Origin of the sequence: Nonomuraea sp. NPDC049750, from assembly GCF_040659625.1 — a bacterium.
Lineage (GTDB): Bacteria > Actinomycetota > Actinomycetes > Streptosporangiales > Streptosporangiaceae > Nonomuraea.
The window spans coordinates 72,751-84,697 of sequence record NZ_JBFANB010000024.1 but is presented as its reverse complement, the minus strand read 5'-3'; the positions used below and the strand labels follow the sequence as shown (position 1 = coordinate 84,697).

The window sequence follows — 11,947 nt, the reverse complement described above, 5'->3', positions numbered from 1 at the left end:
AACGGGTAGGGGCCGCTACGCGGCGGAGGCGGGGGCGTGGAGCTGCTGAGCGAGCCACGGCAGAGCCTGTGGCAGCTCCCTGTTCCAGGTGTTGAAGTTGTGCCCGCCGCTGGGCAGGATCAGCGACGACGCCTGCATCGGCGGCTTCACCGCGGCCAAGAACCGCTGCGTCGACCCATAGTCGCTCTCGCCCTTCTTGCTGCTGGTGACCAGCACGGTGACCGGCGGCGCGGGCAGGCTGGACAGCCGCCACATGAGGTCATTGCGCTGTTCGACCGCCTTGTCCCCGCCGAACAGGTCACCGGTGGTGCCGTCGATGATCGTCTTGTAGTAGCCCGAGAGCGACACGGCCGCCGAGAACGCGTCCGGATGGGTCATCGTGAGCTTCAGCGCGCAGTAGCCGCCGGTCGAGCCGCCCAGCACGCCCCAGTAGTCCCGCCCGCTCCCCACCCGGTACGAGGCGATCATGTCCCGCCGCACATCAGTGGCGAAGTACGCCTGCACCTGCGGCCCGTTCGGCACGTCGACGCACTCGGTGTCGCGCGGCAGCACCACACTCGGCCGCATCATCACCAGGATCGTCGGCTTGACCTGGTGCTTGGCGATCGCGCTCGCCATCCGCCCAGGCAGGTCGAGCCGGGTCATGAGGTTGCGCGGGTCGCCCGGGTAGCCGGTCAGCGACAGGATCGCGGGGAAGCGCGCCTGCTTGTCGGTGTAGTAGGCCGAGGGCAGGAAGATGTAGGCCTCCTCGCTGAGGTGCGTGGTCGGCCCCGGCATCATCACCTGCTCGATCCGCCCACCCCGTACGGCCCGCTGGGACAGCACCTTGATGCCCGCGCCGACGCCCGCGACCGTGATGGGCGCCGATCCCGTGTCAGTGCCGAGCACGTCGTCCCACGAGCCGTAGAAGCCGAAGTACGAGTTCCCGATCAGGGCGAGCGCCACCAGCGTTAACAGCTGGTCTCCCGCGAGCACACCCACCCTGCCCAGTACGGCCGGCCAGCCGCGGCCGCTCAACCGGGGCCACAGCCAGACGGTCGCGACCAGCGCCCCTACCGCGAGCACCAGCACGAGAAATTGAAGTTTCACCGAGGTCAGTCCCATATCGTCCTCCACGATAGGCATACTCCGCGCGGCGTAAGCATCGGGTTAAGCCCCTGCGGCAAATCTGTCGGCACGGACCCCGGTTCGACCCTTCGACCTGATAGCCGGTCTCGGACCGGAACCACCTGATCACCACCGGCGAGCTAACACGGCCGTTATAGAGCCTCGAATCTAATATGGAGCTGTGAAGAGGCTCGCGCGCCCATGGGTGCCGACAGTCACCGGCTACGCCTCACTGATGATCGGTCTGCTCGACATCATCAGGGCCGTGGCCCCGGGATTCGGTCGCACGAGGATGGGCCAGTGGTCCGACCTGCTGCCCGGCATCGTCACCACACTCGCGCGGGCGACGGCCCTGATCGTCGGCATCCTGCTGGTGATGCTGGCGCACGGGCTGCGCCGCCGGAAGGCGCGGGCCTGGCGGGCGATGGTGGTGCTGCTGCCGGTGAGCGCGGCCATAGAGCTCGTCCACCTGCGTCACCTGGTCACGGCCACGCTCAGCCTGGTCGTCTTCGTGGTGCTGCTGCTGAACAGGCATGAGTTCGCCGCACTGTCCGATCCCCGCACCCGCTGGCGGGCGCTGTGGAACTTCCTCGGACTCAGCGCCCTCGACCTCGGCCTCGGCTACCTGCTGGTCAGCGCCCACCCGAGGGTCATCGTCGGCGACCCGAGCGTGCTGGACCGGTTCCAGCATGTCGTGTACGGCCTGGTGGGCGTCGAGGGACCGGTCACCTACACCGACGACCGCGTCTCGGACCTGGTCTACCTCTCGCTGATCGCGCTCGGCACGCTGACCGCGGTCACCTCCCTCTACCTGCTGCTGCGGCCCGAACGCCCGATCTCCGAGCTCACCGAGGACGACGAGCGGCGGCTGCGCGACCTGCTCGGCAGACACGGGCAGCGCGACTCGCTCGGCTACTTCGCGCTCCGCCGCGACAAGAGCGTGCTCTTCTCCCCCTCGGGCAAGGCCGCGATCGCCTACCGGGTCGTCTCGGGCGTCATGCTGGCCAGCGGCGATCCGATCGGCGACCGCGAGGCGTGGCCGGCGGCGATCGACGGGTTCATGGCCAAGGCCAGACGGCACGCCTGGGTGCCCGCGGTGATCGGCTGCGGCGAGGTCGGCGGCGAGGTGTGGACCCGCAGGACCGGGATGTCCGCGCTGGAGCTCGGCGACGAGGCGGTGGTCGAGGTCGCCGACTTCACGCTGGAGGGCCGGGCCATGCGCAACGTCCGCCAGATGGCCAACAGGGTCGAGCGCGGGGGCTACACCTGCCGCGTCCAGCGGGTCGCCGACCTGACCGGGGACGAGAAGGAACGGATCAAGCAGGCCGCCGTCTCCTGGCGCGGCACCGATACCGAACGCGGCTTCTCCATGGCACTCGGCCGCTTCGGCGACCCCGCAGACGCCGACTGCGTGGTGGCCACCGCGCACAAGGACGGCGAGATCAGAGCCGTGCTGCACTTCGTGCCGTGGGGACCGCACGGCATCTCGCTCGACCTGATGCGCAGGGACCGCGACGCCGAGCCCGGACTGAACGAGCTGCTGATCGTCAAGACCCTCCAGGCCGCGCCCGAGATGGCGATCAAGCAGGTCTCACTGAACTTCGCCATGTTCCGGGCGGTGCTGGCCAGGGGCGAGCGGCTCGGTGCCGGGCCGGTGCTGCGGGCGTGGCGCGGGCTGCTGGTGTTCCTGTCGCACTGGTTCCAGATCGAGTCGCTGTACCGGTTCAACGCCAAGTTCCGGCCGATCTGGGAGCCGCGGTTCGTGGTCTACCCCAATGCCCGAGATCTGCCGCGGATCGGGGTTTCGGCGTTGCAGGCCGAGGCGTTCATCACGCTCGGCCTGCCCAGCCGCGGCTGGCGCCGCGCCACCCGCCTCATCAGACGCAACGCGGCCCCACTCGCCTCATAGCCGCGCACCGCGGGGAGGCGCGCGTCAGGCGACCTTCGGGGCGGAAGAGTGCGGGACAGGCCCGTCAGGCGGGAGAACGTGAGAGCAGGTCTCAGGCGGTCGGTGTGTGCGAGCGGTCGAGGTCCGGCTCCAGGTAGATGACCCGGGCGATCGGTACGGCCTCACGGATCCGCCGCTCGGCCTCGTCGATGCCCCTGGCGACCTCGGAGGCCGAGTCGTCGTGCGAAACCGCGATCTTGGCCGCCACCAGCAGCTCCTCCGGCCCGAGGTGCATCGTGCGCATGTGGATCACCCGGTCGACCGCCGGCGTGCTCTCCAGCGCGGTCCGGATCTGGGCCTCCATCTCCGCCGAGGCCCCCTCACCGACCAGCAGCGACTTGGTCTCGATGGCCAGCACGACCGCGATCACGGCCAGCAGCAGGCCGATCATCAGCGTGCCGACCCCGTCCCACACGCCGTCGCCCGTGATGACCGCCATCGCCACGCCGAACAGCGCGAAGATCAGGCCGAGCAGCGCGCCAAGGTCCTCCAGCAGGATGACCGGCAGCTCGGGCGACTTGGACCGGCGGATGAACGTCACCCACGACTGACTGCCGCGTAGCGGGTTGGACTCCCTGATCGCCGTACGGAAGGAGAAACCCTCCGCGATGATCGCGAAGATCAGCACCGCGAACGCCCAGATCGGCGACTCCACATTGTGCGGATGCAGGATCTTGGTGACGCCCTCGTAGAGCGAGAAGGCCGCACCGATCGTGAACAGCACCACGGCCACCACGAACGCGTAGAAATAGCGCTCGCGCCCATATCCGAAAGGATGCGCCTTGTCCCGTTCCCGCTGCGCCCGCTTGCCGCCGAGCAGCAACAGCAGCTGGTTGCCCGAGTCGGCGACGGAGTGGATGCCTTCGGCGAGCATCGAGGACGACCCGGTGAAGAACGCGGCCACGAACTTCGACACGGCGATCGCCAGGTTGGCGGTCAACGCCGCAATGATCGCTTTGCTACCGCCACTCGCGCTCACCGGAAAACTCCACTCATCATGATCATGTCGTTAAAGGCCCGAAAAGGGATCCTATTGCGAAATTCTGGCCTTGAGCTCCGTGATCGCCGGCACAGGGGTCGGATCGACGCCATATCCGAGAGCCAGATAGGTGGCCGCGTAGTCGCCCAGGCCGATCAGCGAGGCGATCCGCTCCAGCGGATGCGTGCCTTCGGCGGACAGCTCGGTGACGGGCACGCTGCGGTCGTTCGCCAGTCGTACGGTCGCCTCGCGGCGCCGCGACACCCGTGGGTCTTCCTCGACGTCGCGCAGCATCACCAGCCTGAGCGTGCGGCTGGCGGCGTCGGCGAAGATGTCGCGCTCGGCCATCGGCCCGTCGAAGGCGGCCACCTGGTTGTGGCCGGTCTCGGGCAGCTCGCCGTAGATCGCCGGGTATTTGGCGTTGGTGTTGAGCTGGCAGGCCAGCCGGTAGCCGGCGACCGCGGCGACGGAGGACGAGCCCCAGATCATCGGCACGCTCTCGGCCAGCTCCATGGCCAGCGTCTTGCCCGGGTTGACGAACGACTCGCTGGACGGGCGGCACTGGTGCGCGATGTCCTCCAGCGCCCCGGCCACCCGCTCGTAGAGCTCCTCGTCGGCCTTGACCAGGCCGAGCGAGGCGGCGGACACGATCAGCGGGATCGTCAGCAGCCAGACGTTGGCGCGGGCCTGCCCGGTCGCGGGCACCGCCACGTAGACGGCGGACGCCTGCCTGGCGATCGCCTCCAGGGGTGAGTCCGCGCTGCCGACCGCGAGCAAGGAGCAACCGCGCCGCACGGACTCCATCGCCGCGGACAGCGTCTCCTCGGTGCGGCCCGAGCACGACACCGCGATGACCAGATCGGTGGCGCCCACCCAGCCGGGCAGCTGGTGAGAGCGCAGGGTCACGATGGGCATCGGGGCGCCGTTGCCGCAGACCGCGGCCAAGATGTCGCCCGCGATCGCGGAGCCGCCCATGCCCACGACCACGATCGCGCGCGGGCGTACCCGGGAGATCAGCCGGTCGACGCCCGCCTCGACCGCGGCGCGGTAGGCGATGCGGACCTGGGCGGCCGAGGCCGCCACCGCCACCAGCATGCCGCCCGGATCGCCCTCAGTGAGATGGTGCTGGTCATCGAGCCGCTCGGGCTCCCAGGTCACGGCTTCCTGGCCTCGTCGACGAGCAGGACGGGAATGTCATCCCTGACCGGGTAGATCAGGCCACATCCCGTGCAGACCAGCTCCTCGGTCTCGCTCTCCGCGCGCAGCGGTGACTTGCACGCCGGGCAGGCCAGAATCTCCAGCAGCCAGTCGTCGATCTTCACACTGACACCCCTCTAACCATGGCGAGGACCTCGTCCCGTATCGCCGTCATCTTGCTCTCGTCAGCCGCCTCGGCGTTGAGCCGCAGCAGCGGCTCGGTGTTGGAGGCGCGCAGGTTGAACCACCAGTCGGCGCCCGTCACGGTGAGCCCGTCGAGCTCGTCGACGGTGCCCCTGGAGCCGAACGCCCCTCGTACGGCCTGGAGGGCCGCGTCCTGGTCGGCGACCGTGCTGTTGATCTCGCCCGAGGCGTGGTAGCGCGCATAGGCGCCGATCAGCTCCGACAGCGGGCGGTCCTGCTCGCCGAGCGCGGCCAGCACGTGCATCGCCGCGAGCATGCCGGAGTCGGCGAACCAGAAGTCGCGGAAGTAGTAGTGGGCGGAGTGCTCGCCGCCGAAGACCGCGCCCGTGCGGGCCATCTCGGCCTTGATGAACGAATGCCCGACGCGGGTGCGCACCGGCTCGCCGCCGTGCTCGCGGACGATCTCCGGCACCCCCGCCGACGTGATCAGGTTGTGGATGATCGTCGCGCCCGGGTATTTGCCCAGCTCGCGTACGGCCACCAGCGCCGTGACAGCGGAGGGCGAGACCGACTCGCCGCGCTCGTCGATCACCCAGCACCGGTCGGCGTCGCCGTCGAAGGCCAGCCCGAGGTCGGCGCCGGTCTCACGGACGGCTCGCTGCAGATCGCGCAGGTTGGCCGGCTCCAGCGGGTTGGCCTCGTGGTTGGGGAAGGAGCCGTCGAGCTCGAAGTAGAGCGGGATCAGCTCGATCGGCAGGCCCTCGAAGACGGCCGGAACGGTGTGACCGCCCATGCCGTTGCCCGCGTCGGCGACGACCTTCAGCGGCCGGATGCTCGACAGGTCGACCAGCTTGCGCAGGTGGTCGGCGTAGCCCTGGAGCAGGTCCTTCTCGATCAGCGACCCAGCAGGCTCGATGGTATCGCCAAGCAACTCGGCCGCGCGGTCGCGGATCTCGGTGAGGCCGCTGTCGCCGCCGATCGGCACCGCGCCCGCGCGGCACATCTTCATGCCGTTGTATTGGGCCGGGTTGTGGCTGGCGGTGAACATCACGCCGGGCAGCCCCAGGCTGCCGCTGGCGTAGTAGAGCAGATCGGTGGAGCCCAGCCCGGCGTGCACCACGTCGGCGCCGCGCGAGCGCGCCCCGCGCACGAACGCCGCGGACAGCGGCCCGGAAGACTCCCGCATGTCATGCGCGACCACGACCGATCGCGCCCCTGTCACCTCGACGAAGGCCGCCCCCACGGCCTCGGCGGTCGGCTCGTCGAGCTCGTCAGGCACCACGCCGCGAACGTCGTACGCCTTGAAGATCTTGGCGAGGTCGCCCACTCTCCAGCTCCGCCCCTAGGTCGTCACGTGTACGACCGAGCCTACCGGTCGCGATGTTGCTGGGCGGACCGAAGAACGCGCAGGTGCCCCCTCCGCCCGACCTCGACCCCTTGGCCGACCGGCTCGCCGCCACCGGACGGCGCGGGCCTGGCGGCCTCCCTGACGGCGTTGGCCAGCGCTTCGAGGTCGTCGGAGCTGGGCGATGTGCCGTCCGTGGGCAGCCGCACCACTTCCCAGCCGCGGGGAGCGGTCAGCCGCTCGGCGTGTTCGGCGCACAGGTCGTAACAGTGTGGCTCGGCGTACGTCGCCAGAGGGCCGAGAACAGCGGTCGAGTCGGCGTATACGTACGTGAGCGTGAAGACTGCAGGCTGGCTGCAGGCGGTGCGGGAACAGCGGCGGACGGGGCTCACGGAGGGACCGTATCTGGTAAGAGTGCGAGGCGCCACTATCTGGGCGCTCTTAACGAGCGTGTCGCCACAATTCGGACACCTGTCGCAGGCTTTCTCCCCAACTGCCCCGAAGCCGCCTCCCCGTACACTTGCCGTGTGAACCAACGGCGTGGCCCCAGACGGCGTGACCGGCACGGTCGCGGCATGCGCGGCCCCCTCGCGCCCTCCCACGTGCCGATCGCCAGATCACGCAGCGAGCGGTTCGACGACCTCGTGCTCGACGCCGTCGACCGGCTGCGGCCGCAGTGGGGCAAGCAGCTGGCGGCGGTGGAGTTCGCGGTCGAGGAGGTGCCACCGCTGAGCGAGCTCGGCGATGGGCCCCGGCTCGGCTCCGAACCGATCCCGTTCGGCCGCGCCGACGTCGCGCGCGGCCAGGACCCGGCCGCCGTCGTCGTCTACCGGCGGCCGCTGGAGGCCCGCGCCCGCGACCGCGACACGCTGGGGGCGCTGGTGCACGACACCGTGGTCGAGCAGGTGGCCACCCTTCTCGGCCTGTCACCCGAGACCGTCGACCCGGGCTACGACGACCGCCGCTGACCGCCTGGACCAGCGCGGCGGTCGAAGGTTTGGCAACCCTTGCCTAGTTGCGGAGAGTAGCCATACGATTACCGTGCGTGTTCGTCCGTTCCATGCGAAGGAGAGCATCTGTGGGCAGGCACGAGAAGCCCGACAGCCCGAAGGCCGAGGCCCTCGATCCGAAATCCGCCGCGAGCCGAGAAGCCGGCTCCAACAAGGACCAGAACAAGACCTCCAACGGCGCGCACAGCGCCGACTCGAAGGACGGAAAGAAGTAGTGAACGACACGGCGCAGGGGGTTGAACGCCTGATCGAGCATCTCGACGAGTTCGACGACATCGGGCCACGCGTCAAAGGGGCGATCCGCGCGGTGCCCCGCCATCTGTTCATCCCTTCGGTCGCGCTCCCCGTGCCGACCACCCCCGACAGCGCGTACATCATCGACCGCGACGCCGACCCGGACGCCTGGTGGGACGCGGTCTACTCGCCCCACTCCATCGTCACCCAGCTCGATGACGGGGCCACCGACATCAGGGCCAAGGTGGGCGGCTACTCCTCCTCGGCCTCGGCGCCGAGCACCGTCGCCGACCTGCTCCAGATCCTGGACACCGCGCCAGGCCGCCGGGTGCTGGAGATCGGCACGGGCACCGGCTGGACCGCCGCCCTGCTGTCCCATCTCGTCGGCGAGGAGAACGTGACCTCGATCGACGTCGACCCCGTGGTGGCGGAGCAGGCCGCCAAGAACCTGAGCGCGGCCGGCGTGCACCCGCACCTGATCGTCGGCGACGGCGCGGCCGGCTGCCCGGAGCGGGCGCCGTTCGATCGGGTTCACGTCACCTGCGGTGTCCGCACCGTGCCCTACGCGTGGGTGGAGCAGTGCCGCCCCGGCGGGGAGATCGTGCTGCCCTACTGCCCCGGGTTCGGCGACAACCACGCCCTGCGGCTCGTCGTCGCCCCGGACGGCACCGCGTACGGCCGCTTCCTCGGCTTCGCCTCGTACATGATGATGCGCTCCCAGCGTCCCGTCGTGGACCGCCCGGCCCGTGGCCCAGAGGACAAACACCGCTCCACCACGCGCGTGGACCCCCGCACGATCGCCTACGCTCCGTCCGGAGCGGACCTCGCCATCGCGTCGCTGACGGGCCTGACCTCGAGCGGCAGTGCGGAACCGGACGAAGACGGAGAGCTGTACCGGATGTGGGTGTCCGACCCCGACGAGGCGTACTCCTGGGCGACCGTGGCGTGGCGACCCAACGCGGAGGAGTACGAGGTCTACCAGGTAGGTCGGCGGCCTCTGTGGGAGGAGGTCACCGATGCCTACTTCCGCTGGGTGAGCTGGGGCAAGCCCGACCGCGACCGGTTCGGCATGACCGTCACTCCCGATGGCCAGCAGATCTGGCTGGACGCCACGCCCATCGGGGAAGCACGACGGATGACGTGGCCGTCGGCTTCGGGAGCGGGGTCAAGGTTCGGGCGGCGGGTGCCAGCGGCCGTTCGGTGAACGGCAACCCGCCCACCACGGATGCGAGAAGGGGTCACACGGCAGCCCGTGCGACCCCTTCTCCGATATCTATCCCTTATGTCGCTAACCCTTATATCGCTAAACGGCCTCTCGCTTGATCCTTCTGCGCTCCCGCTCGGACAGCCCACCCCAGATGCCGAACCGCTCATCGTGTTCGAGTGCGTACTCAAGGCACTCCGCACGTACTTCGCACGATCGGCAGACCTTCTTGGCCTCTCGGGTGGAGCCGCCCTTCTCCGGGAAGAACGCTTCCGGATCCGTCTGAGCGCACAGCGCGCGCTCCTGCCAGCCGAGTTCTTCAGCGTCAAGCTCATCCTGTGCGATGACCAGATCGGTCACTGCACACCTCCCTGCCGCCCGCCCGCAATGGAGCCCCCCATGGAACGCCTTCCTTACTACCCACCCACAGGAAGGCGTAACAACATGGTTGTAATTACACGCGTGTGCCGTACGTGGAGTCAAGCGGCATGCCGGTATCCGGGGAAAGACCAGATCTCGCCCCGGTGTGCATGGCATGTGATGTTCGCACCCCGGCCTTGTCCCTGTTTCCATGGCGTTGGCCTGGGGTGTTGCGACGTCTGGCAGTGGTCCGAACCGTACCAGGGCGGGAGAGACTCCCGCCCGTGGCCCACCTTCTCTCTAGCCGTGCTTTAACGGTCTCTTACCTGCGTGGCTCGTTGGGGCTGTATATGGCCGTGGGGTCGATCGGGTCGTCTCCCTGCCGGGGCGCGTCGCCGCCCAGCGCGTCGCCACGGAACATCGACTGGTCGAGCCGGACAGTGGACTCCGCCGGGTGGTCGCCCCATCCGGCCGCCTGGGGCTGCGACTGGGGCTGCGACTGGTGGTGCGGCTGGTAGGGCTGCGGCTCGTACTGGGCCGGCTGGGGCTCGTACGGGGCCTGGGGCGGCTCGTAAGGGACCTGATGGGCGGGCGCCTGGTGGGCGGGAGGCTGCGTCGGGTAGCCCGGCTGCTGTTGCTGCGGGTGCCCGAAGGGGTCGTCGTACGGCCTGGCCTGCTGCTGGCTCGCGTAGTCGGGGACGCGCAGGTCGGAGGCGGCGCCGGACGCCGAGTGCTGGTAGGTCTCGGCCTGCTGGTAGGCGTCCAGGAGCTGCTGGGAACGCGGGTCCACCGGCGGGTCGGGCTCCTGGTAGGCGGCTGGGGTGGCGTACTCGTGGCCCGAGAAGCCGGTGAAAGGCTGGCCCTGCGGCTGGCTCTGGGGCTGGTCGAAGGCGTTGTGCCCGAAAGGCTGCTGGCCGAACAGGGGCTGCGGCGGGGCCTGGTTCTGCGCCGGGGGTTGGGCCGGGTCGGCGGGCGCCCACGGGTTCGGCTGGCTGTCGATCGTCTGGTAGGCGTTCGCCTGGCTGTCCGTGGGGGCGTAGGCGTTGGCCTTGCTGTCCGCGGGAGCGTAGGCGTTGGGCTGACTGTCCGCGGGGGCGTACGAAGCCGCCTGGCTGTCCGGCGTGCTGAACGGGATCAGCTGGTTGTCCGGCGTGTTGTACGGGATCGCCTGGCTATCCGGGGTGTTGTAGCTGATCGCCTGGTTGGCCGGTGTGTTGTACGGCTGGGAGAAGGCACTCGGCTGGCTGTCCGCGGGGACGTAGGGGGCGGGCTGGTACTCGGGCTTCGGCTGGGGGACGGCGTCGGGCGTCGGGAAGCTCGGGTTCGTCTGACCGAAGCCGGGCTGCGGCGTGGGGAAGCTGGGATCCGTCTGGCCGAAGCCGCCCTGGGGCTGAGGCGTGGGGAAGCTGGAATCCGTCTGACCGAAGCCCGGCTGGGGCTGGGGGAAGCCCTGGTCTGGCTGGTCGCGGTCGGTCGTGGCGGGAAATGCGACGGTGACCGGCTGGGGGGTCGAGGCCGGCTCCGGAGCGTAGGGGGGCTGCTCGGGCTGGCCGCCGTAACTGGGCGGCTGCTGGCCATAACCCGGCTGCTCAGGCTGGCCGCCAAAGCTCGGCGGCTGCTGGGCGTAGGCGGGCTGCTCAGGCGCGCCACCGTAACTCGGCGGCTGCTGACCAAAAGCAGGTTGCTCAGGCTGGCCGCCAGGGCCCGGAGGCTGCTGGGCGTAGCCGGGCTGCTCGGGCTGGCCGCCGAAGCTGGGGGGTTGCTGACCGTAAGACTGCTGATCGGGGAGTTGCTGACCGTACGGCTGCTGCTGGCTGGGGGGCTGCTGACCGTAAGGGGCGTTGGGGAACTGCTGGCCGTAGCCCTGCTGGGGCTGGACGGCGGGGCGGTCGGGCAGGACCTGTGGGAGCAAGTAGACCAGCGCGATGGCCGTCAGCGCGAGCACCGGCACGCCCCTGATCACGAACTCCGCCGTCAACCGCGCACCGCTGCCCGCGAAGAGCCCGAGGATCAGCGTGATCGCGCCGAACAGGGTGGCGATGCCGAGCATGGCCGCCGCGCCGAACGCGACCGGCTTGGCCTGGGACGACGGTGTGCCGACCTTGGTGAGCAGCACCACCGAGCCGAGGAGCAGCGCCGTGGTGACGGGGCTGGTGAAGTTCCCGAAGTTGCTGAAGGCACGGTCCGCGAAGGAGAGGTCGGCGACCACGGAGCCCGAAGAGCTGACCAGGACCTTGCCGATGGCCACGAGGATGTTCAGTCCGCCGCCGGCGAGCATGAGCCAGGCGGCCGGCTCCCTCAGCCGGGCGACGTCAAGTTTGCTCACAAGTACCCCCATCGGACCCTTTGGCCCGAAGGGAGTTTGCCACATCGCTGACTTTCGCGGCGGATGTCCGAGCAACCTCTTACGTGCTAGACG

The 11,947-nt window shown here is 69.6% G+C and carries 12 protein-coding genes; 4 read left to right on the top strand and 8 right to left on the bottom strand.

Going from position 1 to position 11,947, the window contains the following annotated elements; genetic code table 11:
• Positions 1 to 15 precede the first annotated feature (15 nt).
• Positions 16 to 1,116 (bottom strand): alpha/beta hydrolase-fold protein, encoded by a 1,101-nt coding sequence (locus tag AB0J16_RS42590; protein ID WP_358550822.1) that lies wholly within the window; start codon positions 1,114 to 1,116, stop codon positions 16 to 18.
• A gap of 172 nt (positions 1,117 to 1,288) precedes the next feature.
• Here AB0J16_RS42590 and AB0J16_RS42585 point away from each other — a divergent pair, with 172 nt between their 5' ends.
• Positions 1,289 to 3,016, top strand: coding sequence for a phosphatidylglycerol lysyltransferase domain-containing protein (locus AB0J16_RS42585; protein WP_358550820.1), 1,728 nt, complete (start codon positions 1,289 to 1,291; stop codon positions 3,014 to 3,016).
• Positions 3,017 to 3,107: 91 nt separating this feature from the next.
• On the opposite strand, the gene AB0J16_RS42580 is transcribed toward AB0J16_RS42585, so the two are convergent.
• The 5 genes from AB0J16_RS42580 to AB0J16_RS42560 are packed head-to-tail and all read right to left on the bottom strand — an operon-like array spanning position 3,108 to position 7,112.
• The gene (locus AB0J16_RS42580) at positions 3,108 to 4,034 is read right to left on the bottom strand and encodes a cation diffusion facilitator family transporter (protein WP_358550818.1); all 927 of its coding nucleotides are present in this window, start codon (positions 4,032 to 4,034) and stop codon (positions 3,108 to 3,110) included.
• A 51-nt stretch (positions 4,035 to 4,085) separates the two neighbouring features.
• Positions 4,086 to 5,192 carry an SIS domain-containing protein gene (locus tag AB0J16_RS42575; protein ID WP_358550816.1) on the bottom strand — a complete coding sequence of 369 codons (1,107 nt, stop codon included), beginning with the start codon at positions 5,190 to 5,192 and terminating at the stop codon, positions 4,086 to 4,088.
• Positions 5,189 to 5,356, bottom strand: coding sequence for a Trm112 family protein (locus tag AB0J16_RS42570; RefSeq protein WP_214633501.1), 168 nt, complete (start codon positions 5,354 to 5,356; stop codon positions 5,189 to 5,191). The genes AB0J16_RS42575 and AB0J16_RS42570 overlap by 4 nt, the downstream gene beginning before the upstream one ends.
• A complete protein-coding gene (locus AB0J16_RS42565; protein ID WP_358550814.1) occupies positions 5,353 to 6,702 on the bottom strand; it encodes a phosphomannomutase/phosphoglucomutase in 1,350 nt (449 codons plus the stop codon). Before AB0J16_RS42565 ends, AB0J16_RS42570 begins: the two co-directional genes overlap by 4 nt.
• 41 nt (positions 6,703 to 6,743) lie before the next feature.
• Positions 6,744 to 7,112, bottom strand: a complete 369-nt coding sequence (locus AB0J16_RS42560; protein ID WP_214633499.1) for a DUF3499 domain-containing protein — start codon at positions 7,110 to 7,112, stop codon at positions 6,744 to 6,746.
• Between the two features lie 183 nt (positions 7,113 to 7,295).
• Here AB0J16_RS42560 and AB0J16_RS42555 point away from each other — a divergent pair, with 183 nt between their 5' ends.
• From AB0J16_RS42555 to AB0J16_RS42545, 3 genes are all read left to right on the top strand, one after another.
• Positions 7,296 to 7,688, top strand: coding sequence for a metallopeptidase family protein (locus AB0J16_RS42555; protein WP_358550812.1), 393 nt, complete (start codon positions 7,296 to 7,298; stop codon positions 7,686 to 7,688).
• A gap of 110 nt (positions 7,689 to 7,798) precedes the next feature.
• Entirely contained in the window at positions 7,799 to 7,945 is a 147-nt protein-coding gene (locus AB0J16_RS42550) for a hypothetical protein (protein ID WP_358550811.1), read from the top strand.
• The gene (locus tag AB0J16_RS42545) at positions 7,945 to 9,168 is read left to right on the top strand and encodes a methyltransferase domain-containing protein (protein ID WP_358550809.1); all 1,224 of its coding nucleotides are present in this window, start codon (positions 7,945 to 7,947) and stop codon (positions 9,166 to 9,168) included. Before AB0J16_RS42550 ends, AB0J16_RS42545 begins: the two co-directional genes overlap by 1 nt.
• Positions 9,169 to 9,267: 99 nt before the next feature.
• On the opposite strand, the gene AB0J16_RS42540 is transcribed toward AB0J16_RS42545, so the two are convergent.
• The gene (locus tag AB0J16_RS42540; protein WP_214633495.1) at positions 9,268 to 9,528 is read right to left on the bottom strand and encodes a WhiB family transcriptional regulator; all 261 of its coding nucleotides are present in this window, start codon (positions 9,526 to 9,528) and stop codon (positions 9,268 to 9,270) included.
• Between the two features lie 322 nt (positions 9,529 to 9,850).
• Positions 9,851 to 11,854 (bottom strand): hypothetical protein, encoded by a 2,004-nt coding sequence (locus tag AB0J16_RS42535; protein ID WP_358550807.1) that lies wholly within the window; start codon positions 11,852 to 11,854, stop codon positions 9,851 to 9,853.
• Positions 11,855 to 11,947: the final 93 nt, after the last annotated feature.

Excerpts from the sequence above, each read along its gene's own strand:
- AB0J16_RS42555 (WP_358550812.1), top strand. The coding sequence starts at position 7,296 with ATGCGCGGCCCCCTCGCGCCCTCCCACGTGCCGATCGCCAGATCACGC.